This is a genomic window from Methanomassiliicoccales archaeon (assembly GCA_038850735.1).
GTDB lineage: Archaea > Thermoplasmatota > Thermoplasmata > Methanomassiliicoccales > JACIVX01 > JACIVX01.
Genome location: JAWCLO010000003.1, coordinates 64,812 through 87,364 on the forward strand (window position 1 = coordinate 64,812; position 22,553 = coordinate 87,364).

General features: G+C 42.1%; 24 protein-coding genes. 15 read left to right on the top strand and 9 right to left on the bottom strand.

What is annotated here, in order from left to right:
• Positions 1 to 29: 29 nt before the first annotated feature.
• From glyS to QW087_02880, 3 genes are read right to left on the bottom strand one after another with little or no spacing between them, the layout of a single operon-like run.
• A complete protein-coding gene (gene glyS, locus QW087_02870; GenBank protein ID MEM2943666.1) occupies positions 30 to 1,724 on the bottom strand; it encodes a glycine--tRNA ligase in 1,695 nt (564 codons plus the stop codon).
• Positions 1,724 to 2,575 carry a CBS domain-containing protein gene (locus tag QW087_02875; GenBank protein MEM2943667.1) on the bottom strand — a complete coding sequence of 284 codons (852 nt, stop codon included), beginning with the start codon at positions 2,573 to 2,575 and terminating at the stop codon, positions 1,724 to 1,726. Before QW087_02875 ends, glyS begins: the two co-directional genes overlap by 1 nt.
• Positions 2,572 to 3,018: a universal stress protein gene (locus tag QW087_02880; GenBank protein ID MEM2943668.1), complete on the bottom strand. Its 447-nt coding sequence runs from the start codon at positions 3,016 to 3,018 to the stop codon at positions 2,572 to 2,574. The genes QW087_02875 and QW087_02880 overlap by 4 nt, the downstream gene beginning before the upstream one ends.
• 283 nt (positions 3,019 to 3,301) lie before the next feature.
• Between QW087_02880 and QW087_02885 the strand changes: the two genes are divergently transcribed.
• Positions 3,302 to 3,697 carry a carboxymuconolactone decarboxylase family protein gene (locus QW087_02885; protein ID MEM2943669.1) on the top strand — a complete coding sequence of 132 codons (396 nt, stop codon included), beginning with the start codon at positions 3,302 to 3,304 and terminating at the stop codon, positions 3,695 to 3,697.
• Between the two features lie 140 nt (positions 3,698 to 3,837).
• Here the strand turns inward: QW087_02885 and QW087_02890 are convergent, their stop codons facing one another.
• From QW087_02890 to QW087_02905, 4 genes are all read right to left on the bottom strand, one after another.
• Positions 3,838 to 4,953 carry an amidohydrolase family protein gene (locus QW087_02890; protein MEM2943670.1) on the bottom strand — a complete coding sequence of 372 codons (1,116 nt, stop codon included), beginning with the start codon at positions 4,951 to 4,953 and terminating at the stop codon, positions 3,838 to 3,840.
• A 171-nt stretch (positions 4,954 to 5,124) separates the two neighbouring features.
• Positions 5,125 to 7,104 carry a type B DNA-directed DNA polymerase gene (locus QW087_02895; protein MEM2943671.1) on the bottom strand — a complete coding sequence of 660 codons (1,980 nt, stop codon included), beginning with the start codon at positions 7,102 to 7,104 and terminating at the stop codon, positions 5,125 to 5,127.
• Positions 7,091 to 7,327, bottom strand: coding sequence for a hypothetical protein (locus QW087_02900; protein ID MEM2943672.1), 237 nt, complete (start codon positions 7,325 to 7,327; stop codon positions 7,091 to 7,093). The genes QW087_02895 and QW087_02900 overlap by 14 nt, the downstream gene beginning before the upstream one ends.
• Positions 7,303 to 7,815 (bottom strand): hypothetical protein, encoded by a 513-nt coding sequence (locus QW087_02905; GenBank protein ID MEM2943673.1) that lies wholly within the window; start codon positions 7,813 to 7,815, stop codon positions 7,303 to 7,305. The genes QW087_02900 and QW087_02905 overlap by 25 nt, the downstream gene beginning before the upstream one ends.
• Before the next feature lie 126 nt (positions 7,816 to 7,941).
• Between QW087_02905 and QW087_02910 the strand changes: the two genes are divergently transcribed.
• The 4 genes from QW087_02910 to QW087_02925 all read left to right on the top strand — a co-directional run bounded on the left by QW087_02910 (position 7,942) and on the right by QW087_02925 (position 10,384).
• Positions 7,942 to 8,073: a hypothetical protein gene (locus QW087_02910; protein MEM2943674.1), complete on the top strand. Its 132-nt coding sequence runs from the start codon at positions 7,942 to 7,944 to the stop codon at positions 8,071 to 8,073.
• 24 nt (positions 8,074 to 8,097) lie between these two features.
• Positions 8,098 to 8,349 (top strand): hypothetical protein, encoded by a 252-nt coding sequence (locus QW087_02915; GenBank protein ID MEM2943675.1) that lies wholly within the window; start codon positions 8,098 to 8,100, stop codon positions 8,347 to 8,349.
• Positions 8,350 to 8,679: 330 nt separating this feature from the next.
• Positions 8,680 to 9,402, top strand: coding sequence for a DNA alkylation repair protein (locus QW087_02920; GenBank protein MEM2943676.1), 723 nt, complete (start codon positions 8,680 to 8,682; stop codon positions 9,400 to 9,402).
• A gap of 640 nt (positions 9,403 to 10,042) precedes the next feature.
• Positions 10,043 to 10,384, top strand: coding sequence for a cupin domain-containing protein (locus tag QW087_02925; protein ID MEM2943677.1), 342 nt, complete (start codon positions 10,043 to 10,045; stop codon positions 10,382 to 10,384).
• Positions 10,385 to 10,711: 327 nt separating this feature from the next.
• Here QW087_02925 and QW087_02930 read toward each other — a convergent pair whose 3' ends face one another.
• Positions 10,712 to 11,491: a class II glutamine amidotransferase gene (locus QW087_02930; protein MEM2943678.1), complete on the bottom strand. Its 780-nt coding sequence runs from the start codon at positions 11,489 to 11,491 to the stop codon at positions 10,712 to 10,714.
• Between the two features lie 326 nt (positions 11,492 to 11,817).
• On the opposite strand from QW087_02930, the gene QW087_02935 reads away from it, so the two are divergent.
• The 7 genes from QW087_02935 (at position 11,818) to QW087_02965 (ending at position 15,699) form a co-directional block, all read left to right on the top strand.
• Positions 11,818 to 12,036, top strand: coding sequence for a helix-turn-helix domain-containing protein (locus QW087_02935; GenBank protein ID MEM2943679.1), 219 nt, complete (start codon positions 11,818 to 11,820; stop codon positions 12,034 to 12,036).
• 142 nt (positions 12,037 to 12,178) lie between these two features.
• Positions 12,179 to 12,415, top strand: a complete 237-nt coding sequence (locus QW087_02940) for a sulfurtransferase TusA family protein (protein ID MEM2943680.1) — start codon at positions 12,179 to 12,181, stop codon at positions 12,413 to 12,415.
• A 22-nt stretch (positions 12,416 to 12,437) separates the two neighbouring features.
• Positions 12,438 to 12,806, top strand: a complete 369-nt coding sequence (locus QW087_02945) for a DsrE family protein (protein MEM2943681.1) — start codon at positions 12,438 to 12,440, stop codon at positions 12,804 to 12,806.
• A 36-nt stretch (positions 12,807 to 12,842) separates the two neighbouring features.
• Entirely contained in the window at positions 12,843 to 14,003 is a 1,161-nt protein-coding gene (locus QW087_02950; protein ID MEM2943682.1) for a cysteine desulfurase family protein, read from the top strand.
• Positions 14,003 to 14,389, top strand: a complete 387-nt coding sequence (gene nifU, locus QW087_02955; GenBank protein MEM2943683.1) for a Fe-S cluster assembly scaffold protein NifU — start codon at positions 14,003 to 14,005, stop codon at positions 14,387 to 14,389. The genes QW087_02950 and nifU overlap by 1 nt, the downstream gene beginning before the upstream one ends.
• Positions 14,386 to 14,550: a hypothetical protein gene (locus tag QW087_02960; protein ID MEM2943684.1), complete on the top strand. Its 165-nt coding sequence runs from the start codon at positions 14,386 to 14,388 to the stop codon at positions 14,548 to 14,550. Before nifU ends, QW087_02960 begins: the two co-directional genes overlap by 4 nt.
• Positions 14,551 to 15,003: 453 nt before the next feature.
• A complete protein-coding gene (locus QW087_02965) occupies positions 15,004 to 15,699 on the top strand; it encodes a hypothetical protein (protein MEM2943685.1) in 696 nt (231 codons plus the stop codon).
• 911 nt (positions 15,700 to 16,610) lie between these two features.
• Here the strand turns inward: QW087_02965 and QW087_02970 are convergent.
• The gene (locus QW087_02970) at positions 16,611 to 17,177 is read right to left on the bottom strand and encodes a flavin reductase family protein (protein ID MEM2943686.1); all 567 of its coding nucleotides are present in this window, start codon (positions 17,175 to 17,177) and stop codon (positions 16,611 to 16,613) included.
• A 1,699-nt stretch (positions 17,178 to 18,876) separates the two neighbouring features.
• On the opposite strand from QW087_02970, the gene cas6 reads away from it, so the two are divergent.
• Genes cas6 through cas7b form a run of 3 tightly spaced genes read left to right on the top strand, consistent with a single transcriptional unit; the run spans position 18,877 to position 22,547 of the window.
• On the top strand, positions 18,877 to 19,611 hold the full coding sequence (gene cas6, locus QW087_02975; protein MEM2943687.1) for a CRISPR-associated endoribonuclease Cas6: 735 nt from the start codon (positions 18,877 to 18,879) through the stop codon (positions 19,609 to 19,611).
• Positions 19,608 to 21,527 carry a type I-B CRISPR-associated protein Cas8b/Csh1 gene (cas8b, locus tag QW087_02980; protein MEM2943688.1) on the top strand — a complete coding sequence of 640 codons (1,920 nt, stop codon included), beginning with the start codon at positions 19,608 to 19,610 and terminating at the stop codon, positions 21,525 to 21,527. The genes cas6 and cas8b overlap by 4 nt, the downstream gene beginning before the upstream one ends.
• Before the next feature lie 12 nt (positions 21,528 to 21,539).
• Positions 21,540 to 22,547, top strand: coding sequence for a type I-B CRISPR-associated protein Cas7/Csh2 (cas7b, locus tag QW087_02985; protein MEM2943689.1), 1,008 nt, complete (start codon positions 21,540 to 21,542; stop codon positions 22,545 to 22,547).
• Positions 22,548 to 22,553 lie beyond the last annotated feature (6 nt).

Below are 22,553 nucleotides of genomic sequence, written 5' to 3' on the forward strand. Positions count from 1 at the left end.
TGCCAATTCTTGCAAATTGATTCAATCTGTCAGCGCATCTTAAGTTCACTGAAGGGCGTTCCTTGCAGTAATAAGTTGACCATATCGATAATTCGATCTTCATGGACTCTGATCTGTTCTGCCGTGTCACGATCTCTAATAGTTACGGTCCCATCACTAAGGGTCTGATAATCGACGGTGATGCACAGCGGTGTTCCTATTTCATCCATTCTTGCGTATCTCCTTCCTATAGACCCAGAATCGTCGTAGTATGAACTGATGCCGCATTGTCGCAGCCTCTCGTCAATATGCATTGCCCTGATATCGAGCCCGTCCTTAGCCATCAGAGGGAATACTCCCACCTTGATCGGAGCTATAGCAGGTTTAAGCCTAAGGACAACATACCCGTCACTTTTCTCGCTATATGCATGTTCAAGGCAGGCATAGAATATGCGATCTAATCCATGGGAAGGCTCAATAACGTGCGGAACCACTTTCTTGCCAGTTATCTTTTCCTTAACCCGTGCGATCTCAAAGAATGAGTCATCGATCGTTATTTTCTCGCCATCAACTACGACAGTGACCTTTCTATCCTTGATATTCGAAGGATCGAGCTGTTCGAGGAGCTTTCCTATTTTGCTCGATTTGCCTTTAAATTTTGGACCGAGTAACTCATATTTCGGCTTGAGAACCTCCCTTTCAACTTCGATAGGCTCGTCATACTTCATAAAGGCGGTGAGGTCTGCGTTGGAGTATTCAATATGTCTTGAAAGATCCCAACAACCCCTATCAGCGATGCCAACAACTTCCGTCCATCCGTAAGAAAGCAGGACTTCTGCATCCCAGCAGTCTGATGCATAGTGCGCCATCTCCGTGCGCAGGTGCTGACGGAATCTCAAGCGTTCGGGATCTATACCAACAGCTTTCAAAAATTCCTGAGTGAAGTACATGAAGTATGCTAAGGTTGCGTTGCCGATCATCCCCTTTTCAACTGCTTCGCCAACCGAGATCTCCACTTCAGAACCGTCGTTGGGTACAAGCTTCATTTTCTTGTCCTTAATCTTCTCAAATCGTGGCCACGTCTTGTTTTCTGGATCAACGAAAAGTTCGGCTTCCATCATGTTGAATTCCCTTAGTCTGATGACTCCTTGCCGAGGCGATATTTCGTTCCTATAACCTCGACCGATTTGGATCGCGCCGAATGGGAGTTTTTCTCGTGCGAATCTGTAAAGGTGCAAATAATCCACAAAGATCCCCTGGGCGGTTTCAGGTCTCAAGAATCCAGGTCTTCCGGAACCCGGACCTATCGTGGTTTTGAACATGAGATTGAAGTCTTCTACGTCTGAAAGCTCACCACCGCATTCAGGGCACTTCACGCCTTTTTCTCTCAACAGCTGGCCAAGTTCTTCATTGGAAAGTGAATCAGGATTTTCATGCAATCCTTTAGCCAAGTGATCTGCTCTGAATGATTCTTTGCATTTCATGCAGAAAACGATAGAATCGGAGAATGCATCGACGTGGCCAGAGGCTTTAAAAACTATCTCTGGACCGATCGTCGGCCCGTCGATTTCAATGAAGCCTTCACCAAGCGTGTATGCCCTACGCCAGATTTCGATGATGTTATTCTTCATTGTCACGCCCAGCGGCCCGTAATCGTACATGCCAGCCACGCCTCCGTATATTTCGTAGGCTGGCCATATGAATCCCCTTCGCTTGCATAGCGCAAGTATATCGGCTGCGTCCATTACTCCTCACCCAATAACACTGAAATAACATCCGTATCATAAATCATTGCAAGCAAATTGTCCTTTGTATCACGCACAGGCAATTGTCCGAAATCGTTCTTTCTCATTATTCGCGCAGCTTCAGCAACGCTGGTTTTCTTGAAAACAGTTACCGGCTCTCTGACCATGATCTCTCTGACTGGTAGACCAGGTAGTTCGATTTTTGACACCTCATACCATAGTTTCATCACGTTCCTCAGCCCTTCCCAAGTCCACTCATCCTCATCTTGTCCGATACCGAGGTCCGCCATAGCCACTGAACCATTTACATAGGATTTGTTGAAAATGTCTCTATCAGTGACGATACCTACAAGTCTCCCAGTTTCATCTAAAACTGGCATTGCACTCGCCTTACTCACTTTGAATGTTACCAGGGCGACAGCAAGAGGTGCGTCCTGATATATTGGGACACATGGAGACCTGATGACCTTCTCGACAGGAATATTTGTTGCAACTTTCTCTACAAGGCCAAGCAAATCTGTTGGAGTCACAATTCCAATTAACTTTGACCCATCAACAACAGGTAAATGACGGATAGTTCCACTCATGAAAATTTCTGCAGCCTTTTTAACGTCGTTTTTTGGGCCTATTGTAGGCACATCTCTATTCATTATAAGTGCCAATTGCTCCTCGTCAGGTTTTTCAAATATGTCTTGTCTTGTAATTATTCCTGCCAGGGTACCGTCATTCCTTCTAATCACCGGTAAACCTGTCAAGTTATGTTTGACCATAATTTTCAGCACTTCGTTTCGACTGCTTGGGATCTGCGCTACAATGGGATTTGCCGTCATGACTTCCTCGATAAGCGTCATTGAACATCCCTCCTTGTGGCTCTCACAACCATCACCGGGCAATCTGCATATCTAACGACCCTTTCCGCTACGCTTCCAAGCAGCAGTTTAGAAAACCCTGTCCGACCAAGCGTTCCCATAACAATGAGATCGAAATTTTTTGAAGCATCAACAATTTTTCGGACAGGCGAACCTTCTTCAATTACAGTTTCAACTTTCACGCCGAGTTTTTCTCCTTCTTTTCTCACATAATCAACCGCTTCTTTCCCTTCTTTTTCCAGTAGAGAATATACGCTTACCATTGTTGAGTCCATAGGGAAATTGATAAAGGATGTCTGATCAACAACATACATCGCAGTGACTTCTGCATTCATCAATTTAGCAAGTTCCAGACCCTTCGATATTGCTGCTTTTGTATACTCGCTTCCATCTGTGGGTATTAGTATCCTTTTGAATAGAACCATCTTTCTTCCTCTCCACTTTTTGTGTGTTACTATACATCCTCAAACAGTCTTTGAATTCCCAGATTGTTAGCATGCTTATTATCGATCTACCAAACTACCAACTCGATCTGGGCGGGATAGCTATTGTGCGATGATAATTTAAATTCTTTTGTTCCGGTTGTGGCAAAATGCATATAGAATCAAAAAAGCCTTCATAAACAGGCATTCTTTCAATTTCGCCGCTCAAAACTCATTTTTCATTCAAATTCAATTTTAAATACGTACTCCTTCCATTACTTCAATTATGAAAAAAGAGAAGAGATCCGATAAAGCTGATGAGGCTGTAAAGGAGCTTGGAAAGAAAATGTGCGGGTATATACCAGAAACGCTTGAGCATATCAAAGAGTATAATCCAGATCTAGCGGTTTTGATCAGAGATATGGACAAGATCATGGTAGAAGACGGTGCGCTCGATAAGAAAACCAAAAGGTTGATCGCCCTGGCCTGTGTTGCGGTGAGGATGTGTGAAGACTGCATTTATCCTCAGGCAAAAGTGGCAAAGAATTACGGTGCCACCAAGCAAGAAATCATAGAGGCTTTGCAGGTTGCCGTATTAACAGGTGGAGTTCCTGCGTGGTCCGTCGCAAAGAAAGGAATTACAAAATTGTTCAAAGAATGGGACGAAGAAAGAAAACAATGAAACTCATTTTCTCACAAGAGTCATAAGTCGTTTATAGCGACTAATTAACCGCTTGTTTTTCTTTTTAGTTATTTTTGCATTTTCAATAAATTTTTAAATTATGGCAGACTCAAATTTCATTTCCAAAATCTGTACTAAAATTATACTCTCGATTCGTCGCTCTCTGCACCTAGATCTCCGAGCAATTGTGTTTTCACGATCAAGTTATCACCAATACAGACCGCGATGGGATCAAAAGATGTACTTCTGAATACAAAGTCAGCAATAGGATCGCCGCCCTTGGATTCAATGACCATGAAATCGCATACTTCGCCCTCAGAAAATTCAACTTTGTCACTAATCCCTGAGATCTCTCGCCCTGTTTCTATGATTGATTTTAAGAGGCCATTAAGATCTTTCAATCCTTGTTGTCTGAGAAGTCTTGCAGCGAATTCCATTTCTTGCAGCACGTCTGGCAAGACAAACATCGCATTATCAGTTCCGAGCGCGATTTTTACCCCCTTCTCGATCATCTTGCTGATTGGAGGTATCTTCCCAAAAAGCATGTTTGACCTGGGACATATAACAACAGGGATTCCCTCATGTGCGCAGAGCTCAAGATCATAATCACTGGCGGCAGTCATATGAACAAGAAATGAGGGTTTGAGATCGAGAATCAGATCGATATTTTCACGGACTCTTTCGCTGGCGTGAAGTGCGAATCTTTTCCCTTTTTTTCTTACATAATCTGCGAGGTCTTTCAATGTGGGGTAATCCCAATCGGAGATTGATGAGACAGCAATACCGTCTACGATTTTTATCAAGGAATCCATCTCTTCCTTGGAAAATTCTAGCGACGAAGGACGTCCAAAGATGACAGGCTTTGCACCAAGATTTTTAACCTGAGTCAACACGGAAGCTCCTCTGATACCCCCTTCTCGGAAATCTACGAATCTCGATGTACCTCGCTGAAGCATGTAATTTGCGAGATTTCGCACAGCTTCTGTCAGCTTGCCTTGGGGAATCTCTCTTAATTTCCTATGTTTCAATCCGTTGGGAGGTGCAACGATCTCTTCAAGGGTGAGGGAGCTGTCAAAGGGAACTAGAAAATCAGCGATATGTGTATGCGCGTTGACCATGGTAGGTAAGATGATTCCCCTTGCGATGTTTTCTCGGGCTTCTTCTCGTCCCATTTCAATGATCCTTCCTTCCTGGAACCCTATATGGCCCTTGACGAGTCCGTTCGGCGTCCAGAGAAGTCCTGAAACGTAATGCATTGTCATTGAATTGGAACAAGAATATATCAATGATTTCGCAACCTGTGACTTGATGAACTTTTAAATGTTGCGATATGCAAGAACTCGAGGAAAAATTGTACTGGGGTTCCAAAGCTAGATGTTATATTGATTTGCAGAATGTAAAACTTCTGTATTGTGGGTTTTGCCACCTTATTGCGTGTCTATACTGGTAGGATTGTTTTGAGAGGAAAGGGGTGAATGAAATGCAAATTCCACTTCTTTCCAAGCCTTGGCGAGCAGTTTCTGGTAGAACTCGACGTCAAAGCTTGCTGAGCTCGAAGTTGCATCAACAATCCATTTTCTTGCATCTACAACGAGATACTCAATTTCCATACCTGGACTTACTGGGATATTGCTCTCAGAAAGTGCCTTCACCGCCGAGGCTTCAAGACAGCGTTTTGCATAATTGAGTGTGCTGATTCTTCTCCTGATTTTCATTTCTTGAGGATCAGCATTTGGAACAGCCTTAACATATTTATCATAAAGAGCCTCGAGGCTCGCTCTCATCATCAACATTTTTCTGGCATCCTCCAAACCCGACATCAGCGTGAACATCTCCTCCTGCATCTTCTTTACATAGATCGGCACATCATCTCTTCTTGCCATTACGCCTCTTAATTTCATTTCTCCGTTTGATAGGCGCCCGAAATAGCGGTTATATGCTCCGCTCCCATCCTCCATCGGCAAAAAGACGATCCAGCTGTATTCCTCAATTTCTGTCGGTATCTCTATTTCCTTCTCAACTGCCTCTCTGAATGTTTCCACATTTTCTCCCTTCACCCAGAGGCAATCAACAATTCCATGAAGGACATCCATTCCCATGGATTCCGCGATTTCCTTGACGCGGATCAGGATCTCTCTAGCAGCGGAGGTGATTCGCTCATGCACCTCTATGCTACCGAATTTTGCATTTCTGTACCCTGTATATCCAAAACAGGTCACGAGCATCCATTTGAGTATTGAATCAAGTTGGGAGTATCGTTTATTGAAGCGTTTCTTCTTTTTTGTCAAGAGCCGCATTTTGAGGAGAGGTTCAATAACTTCTGGCAGAAACCCCCTCACTTCTCCCTCAAGACTTTCTGGCGAGAGATTATACTTTACAATGATGAAGGGATAAAGGGATGTGAAGTCAAGCTGATATACGTTCTCGTAGAGACCTGGCTCAGGTTGAAATATCATTCCTCCCTTATCCATTGCTTTTAAGTCTCTGAAGCGCCGTAGCTGCTCAGCATCACTCTTTCTGAACGGGATTGCGATTCCACGCCTGATGGCCTCGTAGACCTCGTATGAAGAGATCAGCGTGCCGGGAGTGAATCTGGAAGTGAAATTTGGAGACAATCCAGTTAATCGTGATGCGAGAATCACACCATCCAACCCACTCTCTGAGTAAGTGAAACTGTTTTTCGTATCGATCAAAATGCGCCCTTGTGGTATGATTGAGCTCCCTCGGTAGTTGACTTTACCATAACTCCAGTAAGATTTGGAAGAGATTGCATGGTACCTTCCGCTTCTGCTCATCGGAACTTCAATTTTATAGATTCTACTCTTTCTCAGAATGATTGGGGTCCATAAATCTGCATATGGAAAGAGCATGATATCCGGATCTAAGGTATACAGAAGCGATGAAAAGTCTGAGAGGATTTGTTTTTCTCTCCCCATCAGCACAGTCTTTTCTTCGCTCTCTACTTCAATCAAATGAATTTCGCAGGTCTGTGGGTTCCCGTCAACACGCAGGGTCATCGTTACCAATGGCATATCAAAGTCCAGAGAATAACGAAATTCTCCAGCAGCGGTGCACATGGGGAGACCGCGCTCAGCAATAAAACGATGATCCTTTCTCAGATCGACGTTGAAGAGTTCAGATGCGAATCTCGTCTGCTTTTCGATCTTTTCCGCCACATCAATAGGTGCGTAAACCGCATAGCCATCGAGCGTTCCATAAATTGTCCTGAACGAACATTCTTCGACTTTGTATCTTGTAGCTATTGATTCTGCAATCGTGGAACCCAGATGTTTGTCATGGAAGTGGACAAAAAATGGTGGAGAGTAGCCTTCACAAACGTGCCTTGTCTTATTATCTTTAACCCATAGTTCAACGCATTTTCCGTATGAAGAATCAAAGATCCACATCGTTTTTCTCCAATCGTTTCATCATTTCAACGAAGACGGCAAAAACTGAAGCTTCCAGGGGATCGTCGAATGCGTAAAAGACGTCGCTCGAGTGCTTTTCAATCATCTCAGCAAGGCGCTCTGCATATTTTTTCTCGTCTTCCTTCAGTGCTCTGCCAGCTTTTTCCCACCGTTTGGCGGTTCGCTTGACTTCCATCCTTATACTCTCCGTACTCCTACCCATGCGAATTCCTCCAGCTTTCTTTGGACGGGACGAGGGATTTTCTCTCGCACACGACGATCGAATTCTGTCACGAAGAAAACGCGGTGAGCTTTTTCAGAGGCAGCTTGAATGAATTGATCGACTCTTGGCGAGTAAAGCAGAACGGTCGTTGAGGAGGCAAGCTCCCGCAGCAGGAGAAGCACTTGATCTGAAAGCTCTTCATGTTCTGAGAAGAGTGTTGGGTCGTATTCGATGAAGATAAATGAGTGGTGGTGTTCTTTGAGGATCTTTATCAGTTGAAATACTGTGAACGCCCGACGCACGTCGAACTCGCTAAATCTGCGATTGAGTCTGCTGAGTATTGTTGAATAGTTTCCAGAGATATAGAGAAGAAGATAATTCTGAAGATCAAGGTGTTCGTTGAATATGGTCAGCGCTACTTCTTCCGGCGCGATGAGGAGGTTGAACGCCCCTTCTTGAATGTAAATCGACTGCGTCGAGAGCTTCATGTTTCACTATCTAAACCTACTTCATTTAAGAATTAAAAGGAAGAAGGGGAGAGTAAACCGAAAGTGCTTCTCCATATGCGTGTGTATCTCATCACCTTCAAAAATAAATATTTCGATTCAAAAATTTTGAATGCCAGGCATCTCAAACCAGAAGCTGTAGTGGGTAAGGATTATACCATACCCGATGGAATTCCAAAGTTCAGTGAGCAGAGCTCTACAAATCCATTTCGCGTGTATCCCGGCGCCTTGTGGAATTGATGACTATCAGTGGACACAGCCTCGATGGTCCCAGACGAGTGCACATTCATCGAATTCTTCGCATTCGAGGCATGTATCTATTTCTTTCGAGGTTACGCAATCGTAAACTTTGCACTGATACCGAGAGGAATGTTTCATCTCTTCCAGGCAGCCCTCACATTCATCTCCTTAAAAGGGGCATTTTCGCAGGCTCTCTCGCACGCGCCGACGACAACTATCAACTGTGTTTTTGTAGCATATGGTATAAACTCCATTGAATACGAATCCTCAAACTGATTTCCATGAATCTGCTACTTCTGAGCCTCACCACGTCAATGATTACTATCATATATCAATGCTGATCAAGCAATTTGTTCACCCAAAAATGCATAAATCAAAGACCGTTCAACGAAATCTAGATCAAGAGTATATCGAATGAGGTAAATGCATCAAAATTTTGCACGCAGTTGATTATTCGCTGGACTCGGATTATCGAAAACAAAAGACGGATGGCGTGTGGAAGTCTCGTCGAAAATGGCTTTTATCATGAAACCTATCTTTTCAATTTGAGACGGGTCTCAAGAGAAATGCGAAGGCAATATTGCGGTAACCACTGAAGGATTGAAGATGAACTCCGAAGAAAGGGAATATGAGAGCATTTTTAATGAATTGAAAAAGTTATGTAGGCCTGAAGCAGCAGAAGGCATGGCGCGATTTGGTATCAAATCAACCAACGTCTACGGCGTCTCAATTCCAAATCTGAGGAGAATGGCAAGAAAAATCGGAAGAAATCATTCTCTTGCCCAGCCACTGTGGTCCTCAGCGATCCATGAAGCGCGCATACTTGCGAGCATGATTGACGATCCAGATCAAGTGACAGAAAAGCAAATGGATTGCTGGATCAAGGATTTTGATTCTTGGGATCTCTGTGATCAATGTTGCATGAATTTGTTTAGAAAAACAAGTGTAGCGTGGAAGAAGGCGATTGAATGGGCAGAAGAACGCACGGGGGAATTCGAAAGGCACGCTGGGTTCGCCCTGATGGCGTGCCTAGCGTGGTACGATAAGGAATCATCTGACGAGGACTTCTTGAGTTTTCTAACCGTAATAGAACAGGGAGCGGATGACGAGAGAAATTATGTCAAGAAAGCAGTTAACTGGGCGCTGAGGAATATAGGAAAGCGAAATCAGTATTTGAATAGGCGAGCGATTGAAACCGCGGCAAAAATCGCGAAAACAGATTCAAGAAGTGCTAAATGGATCGCTGCGGATGCGATTCGAGAATTGACAAGCGATGCTGTAAAAGGACGACTTGATATGATTCGCGACGCTGAAGAAGTTAGCCGATAAGATCTACACAAATCCATTTCCCGTTTATATTCTCATGTTGTTGATCTTGATTACATGTTTCTTGGTAAATTTGCTTTGCACATTATTTCTTCGAATTAACGCATTTCGATTAGATTCGATTACGCAGGATTGGCGGATGGACGATGCTTATCGTATTGAATTCTCAATCCAGATACATCCAATCTAAAAGAAATTCTTGACGGCGATGAGCATATTGCAGTAAGTGCCAAACGCCACTTCAAAGTTCAACATACTCTATTGTGTTCATTCTGTGAATTTATCTGGCGAGTCCAATACCAACGAATGCTAGCGCTCATTGTAGATGCTTAAAACGAGCACTTTTTCGAAGAAAAAAAATTATCAAAGCAATTATCATGTGATAAAAAGAGAAGCTTACTTTGAAAATGAGTTCGATCGAAACTTCCTATATACTGCGTCTCGGAAAGGTTTATCGCAATTCTAGAGGACGGCACTAAGTCATAGAATTTGCATGAAAGAGTTGCATCCTTTCTTCGTCTCATTCTTTTTAGTTTGATTAGAAATAAAAGAGCTGTCCCATGCATTATGGCAGCAACCTGAGTGCAAAGCGACAAAGATTATATTGGTGTGTGAACACTCGAATACTGATGGAGTGGATATAATGAAGGTATTCAGTGTTGGGGATGCAAAGACTTTTCAAAATGTGCATGGAGTTGATGCAAGGAAGATCTATGACAGCGAACATGCTGAGGTGATACACATGGCACTCGCGCCGGGGCAGTCTCTAAAGAAACACACCACGCCCGTGGACGTATTCTTCTATATCCTTGAAGGCAAAGGCATAGTCGAAATCGGCGACGAAGCTGAAGAGGTAAAAAGGGACATGCTCATCGACAGTCCTAAGGGCATACCGCATCTTGTGCGGAATACTGGTGACAGTCTCCTCCGATTCCTAGTTATTAAGGTTCCGAAGCAAAAGGAGCCAACAAAGGTTCATCAATAGCCACATGTACTTCACCGCCGTTGCCGCCAAGAAGCATGAATACAAGCATCCTTCTGCGCAACTCATCTCAAGGTACGGCGCAACTGTCGTCCAATAAAACACGGAACCTCTTACCGAAATTCGCCACGAAACCTGGTTCTCAGATGTCCTCGTTTTTTGAACAAGATCGTTTATCAAACGTCGGTCGTTTATTTGTTCTACTCCTCGATGCGCGCAGTATTGGTCGCATTGAACGTATTCATCTGCCAAATATTTTGCCAGATTTTTTTGCTACGCTGATATACGAAAGAAATCAAGACACTCTGCCCTGATCCAAATAATATCCAGCTATACAACTATTCTTTGGATATCTAGATTGGAATCCACAACAAGTAGCTCTCCGAGTTTCAATTCCTCCCATTTCTCATCATCAGTCAGTTTCTCCGATGAAATCAAAACAGCCTCCTCGCCCCATAAAGATTTGCTTCGAATCAACTGACCTGTTGAGGAATTATGTTCATAGGGACCACTTTCTTTTGAGCATCTTTTCAGAAAATATAGAGTGTAATGATTACGATTAGATGATGCATCCCTGAATGCATAAAGATTGTTGCCATCTGATAAAATGAAATTTAGTCCACTGTAATAGGATTTCTTGAGCACCTTGACCGCACTTCTTATCGAATCAACCATGTCGTGAGTTTTCTCAAGGAACTGCATGATCAGCAAAAAATACGCCTCGGAATCCGTCTGGCTATTTAATTCCTTTTTGAATCTATTGTCGAGATTCTCCAGAATCCAAATTCGATCTACACCCCCATTGTGGGCAAAAACAAAGTTCTTGTATACAAAAGGATGGGCGTTTTCGCTCGTTGGAGCTCCGTTGGTGGCATGTCTTACGTGAGAAACAATAATCTTAGAATTAACACTTTTTACTCTCTCAAATCGGTAATCCCTTTGATCTTCTTTACCTTCTTTGAAGAACTTTGGAACACCATTTTCATACCATCCGATTCCCCACCCATGAGGATTATCCCTAGTCAAACTCACAAATGGTTTATCTGCTCCAAAGAAAGAAAATTGGATATCGACAGGCCTATTAGCGATTATACCGAAGAGTCGGCACATACTATATCCCCAACCGTATGTGTAGCAAATAATCACTTGACTTTATTAGATTTTTCGAAATCGGCGTCTTGGCCTGGCATCCTCATTCTGATCGTATCCTCAAAATACCTGTCTGGGGTTTATCTAATCGTATGGACACCGACTCTTCAATACGTAAATAGAATAATTCCAGAATTGCCTCTTCTATTGTTTAGATTGAAAATGTTCTGTAGAAAAAAGCAAAAATTATGCAAGGGATATAGATAAAATGTAAGAAAGCATATCTCCGGTGATTGGAATTGAAACGAGAAGTAAATTAAACACATGATCAAACTGGAGGGACTGCCTTGGGAAGATCAAGATCCTCGATCGACGTCAAAAGAATCCTTGAATTAAGGCTGAACGGAATGAGCTACAGGCAGATCGCAAGGGAAATGGGTGTGTCGCATTCAACCGTTGCAAGAATTCTCAACGATGACTGCGAGGCCTGTCGTATTGATGCCGGAGGAGGACAATGCACTCGGAACTCCCCCGTTAGAAAACGGAAGATTGAGAACAGGAAATAAATTTTTACAATCGTCTTTGATTTTTGGTTGTACCAAAATCTCTTTTCTCTTTTCACAAATCGAAATTTCACCGCACATCGTTTCAATTAAGACATTAACAAAGTTTTTATTCATCTTGCTCACCTTGTAATTTACGATTGTTATGAAAATTGAACCTGATAGAAAGCTGGATTGCATTGGCCTTTTTTGCCCCGAACCTGTGTTTCGGACAAGAATGGAGCTTGACGAGATGCGTGTAGGAGAAGTTCTAGAGGTCTCAGCAGACGATCCAGCTGCAGAGGATGATATACGAAGCCTCGTAAGAAGCCTCGAACAGGAAGTCGTAAGTGTGGATAGAAAAGGTAACCAGGTTCGAATTTTGATAAGAAAAGTAAAATGATGAATTTTGGAGGCATGATGTTATGTCTGAAAAGAAAAAAATACTGTATGTACAGACAAGTGGATTGGATGCGCCAGAAAGAACTTATGCTCCGTTCATTTTGGCAACAACGGCTGCCATGATGAATATGGAGGCTACGATCTATTTCTTGATTAAAGGAGTCACAATAGTGAAAAAAGGAGAGGCAGAAAAAATCAAGCTCGGCGCCTTCCCTTCTTTAAAAGAAGTCATGGACCAGGCGGTAAAGGCAGGAGTGAAGCTCATGGTCTGCGAGCAGAGCTGCACTTTACTCGGAATTCCTCGTGGCGATTTCGAGCCCGAGGCCAAAATTGTAGGTGCAGCGACTCTGAATGATTTAGTCGTGAGTTCAGATGCCGTAATCTGCTTCTGATAGCTGATGTGCATGTCTATTGAGAAAAAAATTTACATGGATCACACGGCCGGAAAACCTGTGGATGGACGAGTCATCGAAGTGATGGCGGAATATATGCGATATCATTATGGCAACCCTGTTTCCATACATCCATTCGGCGAAGAGCCAAGGAGGGCTTTGGAGGAGGCACGCAAAAATATTGTAAATTTGATAAACGCTGGAAAGAAGGACATCATAGTTTTTACTTCAGGCGCCACCGAGAGCAACAACATGGCTATTAAAGGTGTGGCAAATCGCTATGCTGATCGAGGAAAACATGTGATAACCTCAAGCATCGAACATATGTCCGTTTTGAATCCGTGCAAATACCTCAAAACAAAGGGATTCGACTTAACATTCCTGCCAGTGGATCGGTATGGCGTCGTGAATATTGAAAGCCTCGAGCGCGAGTTGAGAAATGACACAATTCTCGTGTCGATTCAGTATGCGAACGGGGAAATTGGAACTATTCAGCCTATCAGAGTTATAAGTGAAATAGTACATAGGAAGAGCGCGCTGCTTCATGTGGACGCTACAGCAGCGATAGGACAGATTCCGATCGATGTGGAAAAGGACGGAATCGATCTTCTTACTCTTTCTTCAAACGACATTTATGGGCCTAAAGGCGTTGGCGCCCTCTTTCTTCGCGAGGGAGTACGCCTGGAACCGATTTTCCACGGTGGCGGCCAGGAAAGGGGACTGCGATCGGGAACAGAAAATGTGCCGGGAATTGCGGGATTTGGAAAAGCTGCCGAGATCGCAATGAAAGAGATGGAAGGAGAAAGTGCAAGACTAGCCAAGCTAAGGGATAAACTTATCAGGGGTTTGCTCGAATCCATACCTCATTCCTATCTAAACGGGCATGCGGTAAATCGCCTGCCAGACAACGCTGCGGTTAGATTCAGCTTCATAGAAGGGGAATCGATACTATTGAGCCTAAGCATGATAGGAGTGGCAGCATCGTCGGGGTCGGCGTGCACCACGAAAACTCTCGAGCCCTCGCATGTATTGATGGCAACGGGGCTGAAGCATGAGGAAGCACATGGCTCTATTTTATTTACACTTGGAAAACAGAACACAGAGGAAGAAGCCGATTATGTCATAAGCGCAATGCCCGGTATCATCAAGAGGTTGAGGGCGATGTCACCGTTGACACCGAAGGAGTTGGTGAGTTAATGTATAGCGATAAAGTTTTGGAGCATTTTAAAAATCCGCGAAACATGGGGGAGATCCCTGATGCTGATGGAATAGGGACTGTCGGGAATCCTGTTTGTGGAGACATGATGACGATCTACATCAAAGTGAGCGACGATAGGATTGAGGACATAAAATTCAAGACATTTGGCTGCGGAGCAGCTGTTGCCACAAGCAGCATGGTGACCGAACTCGCCAAAGGCAAAACCTTGGAAGAGGCATTGAAAATAACGAGAAAAGATGTAGCTGATGCGCTCGAGGGCCTCCCACCGGTCAAAATGCATTGTTCAAACCTAGCAGCAGATGCACTCAAAGCTGCCATAGAGGATTATTATAAGAAGAAAAGGACTAGGGAGGGCTCAAATTGAAGAAAGAATTTATTCGATGCGAATTCTGCAAGAGCGAGTTGCCATTCGAGATGTGCCAGCTGGCTGCTTATTCGGCGACAATCGATGGAAAAGAGTATGTTTTCTGTTGTAAGAACTGTGCTGATAGATTCGAGGTAAAAAGAAAAGCGAGTCTCAAATAAGGGAAGCACGAATAGAATTTCAATGTCGATATCTGGGCAACAATAAGGCAATCAATTATCGAAAGAAATGAAAAAACGTCTAGATTAAATTGTATTTCGATTCTCTCACCGGATGCGGGGCTTGAATCGATTTTCCTCTTCAGCTTTTGACCCTTCATTCAAGTTAGGATAATGAAATAATTCTCGAACACGCGTGATGAGGCTTTGCTGGTGTGAGAGAATTCGTCTGCTTGACTGATTCGTCGATACGGGTGCGAGGGAAATAGGTACCAGCATTGACGCAGAACGATGCATTTTTCCAGTACAACTCAATACACATGCAGGTAGACTTCTGGTACTGCGTCCCGAGTTGTATCAGAGGTTCGCAAGATAAACGGCATTCTTATCTGAAAATCTCGATAGGCATAACACCTGGTTAGCTTTTGGAGCGTTTCGAGAAGCGCTCTTTAAATATTGAGAATGAAATCAGACGAGAACATGGAGAAAACGAGAGTGATAAAGTGGGGGATATTTGGAGTCGCAGTTGTCGCGATCATTGTGTTGCTTTTCGTATATGTAAAAGTTCCCCCAGTCGCACAAGTGACGGATTGGGAAATCAAAGCCGACGGAACGGTAGCTTATCTTTATTTCGATTACGAGTCAAAGGATATGCTTAAGGCGGAACTTGTCGATCCAGAAGGACACATCACTGGCACAACGATGATTTCGCCCATGGGTGTGAGGGCAAAACTTCCAGCATGCGCGGATCGGGAGAGCGTGAAACCTGGACAATATACACTACGTTTCCTAGATCCATTCGGCAATGTGGTTTATCAAAAGGAAATTGAAATCTATGGACCGTCGGTCGAGGTTAACAATGTAAAAATTAGATACTATGGTTCTCAGAGTTCAAATTACATCGATAACATAACGATTGAATTCGAAAACACAGGCGATTCCCCATTGTACATCCACAAAATAATTGGCAAGATTAATGGTGAAGAGCAGCTCAATGCTTATGTCTCGCGGTACGTGAATTGCGGGATCTCAACACTCTCCATGAACGTGTATTCCAATCCGATTCCATCTGGAACCCACGATCTTGTGTTGGAGTTCATCGATGAGAACGATAGCGTTATTCTGACAAAGACTGTGCAGATCTATGTCTGAGCGAATCTTTATCCTCTTTTAGATGTCCGTATCTTCGTAAGTTCCAGCGTATTTTTTTCAACAATTAGTCAGGATTTCAATGGTACATGTACAAAACACATGGCTTTTTTGGATCCGTTTTGTAAGGCAGGTATCTAGCGCGTGAGAATAAGAAAGAACTTTTGTGCTATCATGGAAGAGCATTACAATTTCTTAAAAGAAGGCAAAGGGATTGTTTTTTCCTCACGGTCTTCCTCAAAAAATGAAACATAAGATGAAGAATAGATTTTATTGTTGGAGATCCATGATTGAACTACCTGAGATATGTTCAATTTGATGTGTTTTTCAGAGCTGGCTCTTCATAATCCCGCTTAGATTTTTCTTTGATGCCCTTTACTCTAGCTTTCTTATCTGACAATACTCCACGCAGGGGTTTTATGGGACTTAAGGGGTCATTAGTTCTTGATCTGCAATTCAAGGATCGTCAAGAAATCTTATAAAGAGCTGTTTTGGCGCTGATCATTTTCTGCAAGAGCATTGTTTATAATAGATGCGGTATTAAAGTAGGCAGACGTGTTTTGGATATTAAAATGCCTAGACATCCCTTTAATGTACGAAGGTGAACTTTGTTCGATAGTTTACTGGACATGGTGACAAATCGATGCAAAGCTGATTGAAAAAGAGAGCCACCATATCATTCGCATTTGCCGGAAGAAATAAACAACAGAAGTAGTGCCGGCCACCTTAGGAATCACAAAAATCGGCGAAAGAGGTCCGTTCGTCGATCTTAAAATTGAGCATGCTCTCCATTGCAACATCATCATTGGTGGATTAACTGGACCTTTGAAAATTTCCAGATATCTGGCCGTTTTCTGACAATTCTTAGTTCAATTAGAAAGACATTTCAAAGGATATGATATGTTTTTCCAATTTCAATTACTGGTGCCTCTTTTGAACTCCTTACCTATACTCCAGGGTTTGGCTAATCTTTCGCCGAGACGGTAATACGATCGGTCTGTCATCGAGAACAAAATAGGCCGGAGTTTCGAGAAATCCAAATTAGCGCCGGTCATCACCTTCTCATCGCAATATGTTTCTATGATCTTCCCGACGAATAAATCATGATTGGGAAAGTCAATTATTGAGACGAGTTCACATTCCATGCAAACTGGGCACTCTTCGATCATTGGGGCCGTCTTAAGTTTCCCGTAAAATGTCTTGAAAAGAGTAGACTTGTCTTCGTCTCTTCCAGATACAAGTCCACAATAATCGGTCACCTTCACCATGTCCTCCGTTGGGATGTTGACGCTGAAGCATTTGGTTTCCCTTATACCCAAATTAGTGTAGTGTTTTTTATTCACACTTATGGTAATAGATCCGAAATCAGCTATGCCAACGTGAGCAATCGCAGCATAATTCGGTTTCCCGTTGACCAATGCACCAACAAGCACCGTCGGCATAGGGTATAGACAATTCTTTGCATTGATTTCTTTTTTCATTTGATTGGCCTCCGTTCTGGATATGTTGCATGATGTTTATCCTATTTTCCCCTCTTCAATATTAACAAACGCGCCTTCGATGCCACATCATCAAGCAGCCATTCTAGAGATTTTAAACCCAAAAAAATTTAGCAACAAGTGAGAGCATACTAGGAGAATTCCTAAAGAGGTTGGGTGCAAGATATATTTCTTCTGCTGTCAGAACGTGGAAAGCTATCTTCGGGTGTCTCATAGAAAAGTAGAGTGGGGATCCGAGGAACATCTCTTACCTTGAAGACGACTAGCTAGAAGCTAAAAGTGTTCAAAATCAGGCACCTCTCGCTGCGGAGGGGGTTGCGAATATCTCGTCCGATGAAACCCTTTTCTCTTTTTTTTCTTTTTGCAGGCAGTCGATTTATTACAGATAATCATCTTATTACCCTTGGTCTTTTGTGATAAATCTTTCACTGTGCAGACAGTAAAATCGTGTCCAAAAAAAAAACAATGTGGAGGTTATCTAGAATTAACCACATAAAAAATGGTCTTTTGAGAGCTGATTATTTTATCATGGTTCCAGTGAGAGCGGAATTGTGGTGGAAATTGAATTGAGATAGCATTCCTAATAAAGGCCAAGACACACCCACGATTATGAGAATTCTCGAAAAGAGTAACAGGATCGAAATTAGATATGTCGCCAAGCAGGGCTTGCAATCTGCAGCGTGAATCTGAATCCATAGACGCTCTGAATTTGATTACCAATAGGTGCATCCAGGCCTCCAATTTCCAAATCGCATAACAGCCTGGAATATGAACGGCAACGTCTTGTCGCTACCAAAAGAAGCACAGGAAGAAAAATTGAAAGTCTAAACATGGAGGTTGAATAAAAAATACACAAATGATAGGCATCAAATACTCTTTACTACTTGATGAACGGGTTTAAAAGTAATCTGATTGATTGAAGACATACAAGTTGCTATTGAAAAAGATCACAAGGATTGAAACTCCGTTGATACAAAACATTTTTAGAAAAGTGCTTCAAGAAATTACTGGTTGAAGGGGGATTTCCTAAATGCCAGATATTTCGCTCATTTCTTTTCAAATTTCTTAAGAATGCTTTTGGGTTTATTCTTGCTTTTAGGCCGATTTAACTTTTCAATGGTGATTGATGGGTTGATCCCCGTATGAAGGTTGCGTTGTTTTTAGCGATTCAAATATTGTATTTTGTCTCTGAAAGTTCTTGCTTTAAAGTTATGGTTTTCGTTTTTTCATCGCCCGAAGATTAAACATGACTTTCTCTGATTATGGAGTGAAAGCGGTTATCTTCGAGCTGTCGAGGATATTGGCTACCTAAGTTCTGATGATCTTGCAAATTCTGTTTCTTTAAGTTTTAGCGTCATTTTGCTGTCTCTAAGTTCTTGCGCAAAATAGCTGACAAGTTATTATTTTATTTCCCTGCATGAGAACATACCGTTTTCTTCGAACATTATGAGGAGTTGTGGCACTGTGGCTTCTTTGTTAAGCATAGAGAGCGTTTCAGTTGCCATTTGCAATGCAGTCAAGTTTTGTGGGTTATTTGGATTCGCTCTTAAACTTTCCAGAACACTTGAGCCAACGAGAGGATCTGATTATCTATGCGTAGAATCTCTTAGAGAATTTTCCACGGATGAAAGTAGCAAATACAGATAATAAATATATAACTGAGGAGGCGATTAATAAATAAATGCGTCTTACGCTTGAATTCGCCTTTGATCGGCAACTAAGACTTCCAATCCAGTATAATTATCAAATCCAGAGTTTATTATATAATAATATTTCGCCAGAATTAGCAGAATTTCTTCATGACCATGGTTTTCATGCCGGGAAACGCAGATTTAAGCTTTTTACTTTTTCGAGACTTCAAGGTAAATTCTTTTTTGAGGCAGGAAACGGGACGATGATTTTTAGACCTCCTGTTTACATAACAATCAGTTCTCCAGTCGAGAGATTTGTTAGCGAACTTGCAAATTCACTACTTCAAAAGGAAGATCTATTGCTGTGTAAGAATAGGATTCATGTAAAATCGATCAGAGTGCATCCTGAACCAGAGTTAACACGAGATATTAAGATAAAGATGATATCACCTCTCACTGTTTATAGCACATTAATGACGGCCGATGGTAGGAAGAAAACTTACTACTATTCACCTTATGAGGACGAATTTGCAGAAATGGTTGATGAAAATTTGAGAAAAAAATATTTCGCGCTTTATCGAAAATCACCGAGAGCAAAAAAATTGGAAATCACCCCGATCAGCAAGCCGCATCTGAAGATATTAAATTATAGAGGAACTGTTATAAAAGCATGGCTCGGACTATTTCATTTGAGCGGAAACTTAAAAATACTCAAGTTAGCATATGATACAGGTGTGGGGAGTAAGAATTCGCAAGGCTTTGGCATGTTTGAGGTAGTCGAATGATAGAAGCCATTTGGAATATCGGCAAATATGTAAGCGAAAAAGAGAAGAAGAATGGCGTAGAAGACGATTTGGTGGAGATTTACATTGACCGTTCTAAACTTCAAAAAACGAAGAAAATTTTATGCATAGTGTTGTGCGAGAGTATGGAAGACATTGAATACAAAGGCATAGCCGTTGAAGATTATTCTTCTGAGAAACCCGTACTTTACCGGCCGCGCTCTCCAAATGGTCCTGATATTCTACCATGTTCAATCATTACCGAACCAATAAAAACTTTCAACAAAAAATTATTGGCATGGTTTGAGAAATATAAGGACTTGGATGAGCGTTTTGACAAAATCTACATGACACTTAACGAAAATAAGAATTTGATTGAAAGTGAATTGAGTGAAGTTTACAAGAGTTTAAGGGTAGATAAGAAAAATGGCATCGACGAGAGAACTAATGCATTACTCACAATAAAATTCGTTGAAAACGGGGAGGAAAAGCATCTTGGAGAAGATCAATCTTTCAGAGAGATTTTTTCAAGGTTGTCAAGAGAACGCTATTATTTATATGAGGAGGGCGAATCGAGAGGAAATGGAATCTGTCGGTTATGCGGGCAAGAGAAGGAATTGGGAGGATATGTCCTCGCATCTCTTGGATTTAAATTCGCTACACCGGACAAACCTGGTTTCACCCCAAATCTCTGTAGATGTGATTATTGGAAATCTATACAAATTTGTTATGATTGTGCGGAAATCATTGAATGGGGAAAAAGATTTCTTGATGAGAATTTGAGTTTTCCGAAAGAGGACAATTTCTTGGGATGTCGTTACTATGTAATTCCAAAGTTTGTTTTTGGCCAGATGTTCGATGAACTCTATAATGTAATAATGTCCGGCCCCTACAAGAACAAGGACTATGATGAGGGGCTTTTAACAAAGGAGGATTGGATTGAAATTGAAATCGCAAAGAAAGAGGATGTTCTGAGCTTGATCTTCTTATTCTACGACAAAGACCAAAGCAGGTTCTTAATTCACCAATACATTGAGGATGTTGTCCCGTCGTGGCTTAAGCAAATTGACGAATCTCAGAAAAAAATCAGAAAAATGCCAATTTTCCAAGAAGAAGCCGTAAAGAAGATTTTCGGCAAAGACAGCGTAGGAAATTTTGTCGCATTTAGATACGGAAATGATCGGGGCCTCGGGCGAGCGGGAAATAACTGGTATGCAGTTTTTTTACGCTCTTTTTTCAATTCTAGAGATGCAACAGGCAACTATGGTGATGAATTCAGATCAGTAATCGGTGCCATTCTCTCAAGCAAGAAAATCAGCCGTGAAATGGTGATTACGTCGTTTGTGAGGGAAATCACTGACAGTGTCCGAAAAAGAAAAATCTTCGATTTCCACACTTTATGTATTAAATCGTTTATGCTCTTGCTTTTCTTGGGGGACCTTAAATTGATTGATGTAAGTTGCATGGGAGGGAATAAAAAGATGGAAGAAACGAAGGAAAAAGTAGGTTCATCAAGGAGTCTTTTAGAGAGAATCGATGAATTTTTCAAAGATTATGGGATTACAGGGGAAGATAGGCGCGCCGCCTTTTGTGTCGGTATGTTAGCAGACCGTGTTCTGGAAGTCCAGAGAAAGGAGAGAGAAAAGAAATTTGGAGAAGAACCATTTTGGGAAAAATTACACGATCTGAGGTTAGATGAGTCGCGAATTAAAAGCATCTATCGTGACTCACTAGCAAAGCTAAGACAGTATAAAAGAGCATACCAGAGTTTAGAGGAGGTCGTCGGTATTCATCTTGCGGCCGCGGAGAGTAAGTGGAAATCCTCAAGAGACGATATAAGCTATTTTTTTGCGCTGGGGATGACGCTTTCAAAATTGCTTATATATGCGGACAATGAGGAGAAGGAAATGTGGGTATAAGGAGGAAGACCTATGGTTGTTGAAAGAAGATCGGAGATTTTGTTCCTGTATGATGTGCGCGACGCTAATCCGAATGGCGATCCAGACGAAAATAAACCGCGCATAGACGAAGAGACGGAAATCAATATCGTCACCGATGTAAGGCTGAAGCGGACCATAAGAGATTATCTTTCGGACTACCTGAATTGCAATATCTGGGTAAAAGAGGAGACGGATTCTGATGGCAATATAAAAACGCGAGAGAAAAAGCTCGCTGATGAAAGAATAGAAAGTGAGAATGACGCGGCGAAGCTCTTGGAAAAGTACATCGATCTGAGGCTATTTGGCGCGACAATTGCTGGTAAGAAAGAAAAAGAAGACAAGGAGAAAAAAGGGAAGAAGGGCGAATGGGTCTTCACATGGACAGGACCAGTGCAGTTTAAATTCGGTAGATCTCTTCACAAAGTTGAGCCGAAACTAATAAAAGGAACAACTGTTATGCCATCTGGAGAAGAAAAAGCAGCAGGAACTTTCACGGAGGTGTGGATCCTACCTTATTCTCTTATTTGTTTCTATGGCGTGATCAATGAAAATGCAGCAAAGACAACTGGTTTAAAGGATGAAGACATTTCAATTCTTATTGACGGTATTTGGAATGGAACTAAGAATTTGATTACAAGATCGAAGTTCGGTCAGGTGCCGCGACTTTTGATGAAGGTAACATACAAAGAAAGAAATTATCACATAGGCGATTTAGACAAGGGAATAAGGCTCTTCGATTTAGAGGGAAAAGAAATAGACAACGGTGGTAAGAGTGGAAAAGAAATAAGATCGATATCCGAGTTGAAATTGGATTTGACTCGCCTCGTCGATGTCCTCAAGAACAATGCTACTAAGATCGACAAAATATCTATTGAAATTAATAATGATGTCAATTATGTAATGAATGGCAAAGAAGGCAAGGGAAAGGATCTGCTCAAGAAGCTCGAAGAGATTCAAGAACTCAGAGAAAAAATCGAGGAAATTAAAATCGACAGATAATTACGA

Coding starts and splice junctions, on each gene's coding strand:
- cas8b (MEM2943688.1), top strand. CDS start 19,608: ATGATAGAAGCCATTTGGAATATCGGCAAATATGTAAGCGAAAAAGAG.
- QW087_02905 (MEM2943673.1), bottom strand. CDS start 7,815: ATGAAGCTCTCGACGCAGTCGATTTACATTCAAGAAGGGGCGTTCAAC.
- QW087_02970 (MEM2943686.1), bottom strand. CDS start 17,177: ATGAAAAAAGAAATCAATGCAAAGAATTGTCTATACCCTATGCCGACG.
- QW087_02890 (MEM2943670.1), bottom strand. CDS start 4,953: ATGCATTACGTTTCAGGACTTCTCTGGACGCCGAACGGACTCGTCAAG.
- QW087_02940 (MEM2943680.1), top strand. CDS start 12,179: ATGAAAATTGAACCTGATAGAAAGCTGGATTGCATTGGCCTTTTTTGC.
- QW087_02950 (MEM2943682.1), top strand. CDS start 12,843: ATGGATCACACGGCCGGAAAACCTGTGGATGGACGAGTCATCGAAGTG.
- QW087_02900 (MEM2943672.1), bottom strand. CDS start 7,327: ATGGGTAGGAGTACGGAGAGTATAAGGATGGAAGTCAAGCGAACCGCC.
- QW087_02925 (MEM2943677.1), top strand. CDS start 10,043: ATGAAGGTATTCAGTGTTGGGGATGCAAAGACTTTTCAAAATGTGCAT.
- cas6 (MEM2943687.1), top strand. CDS start 18,877: ATGCGTCTTACGCTTGAATTCGCCTTTGATCGGCAACTAAGACTTCCA.
- QW087_02875 (MEM2943667.1), bottom strand. CDS start 2,575: ATGACGCTTATCGAGGAAGTCATGACGGCAAATCCCATTGTAGCGCAG.
- QW087_02930 (MEM2943678.1), bottom strand. CDS start 11,491: ATGTGCCGACTCTTCGGTATAATCGCTAATAGGCCTGTCGATATCCAA.
- QW087_02885 (MEM2943669.1), top strand. CDS start 3,302: ATGAAAAAAGAGAAGAGATCCGATAAAGCTGATGAGGCTGTAAAGGAG.
- QW087_02880 (MEM2943668.1), bottom strand. CDS start 3,018: ATGGTTCTATTCAAAAGGATACTAATACCCACAGATGGAAGCGAGTAT.
- QW087_02920 (MEM2943676.1), top strand. CDS start 8,680: ATGAACTCCGAAGAAAGGGAATATGAGAGCATTTTTAATGAATTGAAA.
- cas7b (MEM2943689.1), top strand. CDS start 21,540: ATGGTTGTTGAAAGAAGATCGGAGATTTTGTTCCTGTATGATGTGCGC.
- nifU (MEM2943683.1), top strand. CDS start 14,003: ATGTATAGCGATAAAGTTTTGGAGCATTTTAAAAATCCGCGAAACATG.
- QW087_02945 (MEM2943681.1), top strand. CDS start 12,438: ATGTCTGAAAAGAAAAAAATACTGTATGTACAGACAAGTGGATTGGAT.
- QW087_02915 (MEM2943675.1), top strand. CDS start 8,098: ATGGTCCCAGACGAGTGCACATTCATCGAATTCTTCGCATTCGAGGCA.
- QW087_02895 (MEM2943671.1), bottom strand. CDS start 7,104: ATGTGGATCTTTGATTCTTCATACGGAAAATGCGTTGAACTATGGGTT.
- glyS (MEM2943666.1), bottom strand. CDS start 1,724: ATGGACGCAGCCGATATACTTGCGCTATGCAAGCGAAGGGGATTCATA.